This window comes from Nocardioides sp. AN3, assembly GCF_054653495.1.
This window is the reverse complement of record NZ_BAAIGC010000122.1, coordinates 1-214: the sequence shown is the minus strand read 5'-3', so window position 1 is coordinate 214 and position 214 is coordinate 1. Positions and strand designations below refer to the sequence as shown.

1 protein-coding gene is annotated in these 214 nt (G+C 65.0%); it reads right to left on the bottom strand.

Going from position 1 to position 214, the window contains the following annotated elements; translation table 11 throughout:
* Nucleotides 1-214, bottom strand: a 214-nt coding sequence (locus ACYQ1K_RS28075) for a carboxyl transferase domain-containing protein (RefSeq protein ID WP_459986915.1), incomplete at both ends; no start/stop codon positions are given.

The window sequence follows — 214 nt, the reverse complement described above, 5'->3', positions numbered from 1 at the left end:
CCCGTAGAGACCGAGGGAGACCACGCCTTCTTGGATGCGGGCGCCGGCGCCCTCGTTGATCCCGATGATCGGCGAGCCGGTCTTGACGGCGAGGTCCATCACCTTGGTGATCTTCTCGCCGTAGACCTCGCCCAGGGAGCCGCCGAAGACGGTGAAGTCCTGGGAGAAGACACAGACCTGACGTCCCTCGATGGTGCCGTAGCCGGTGATCACG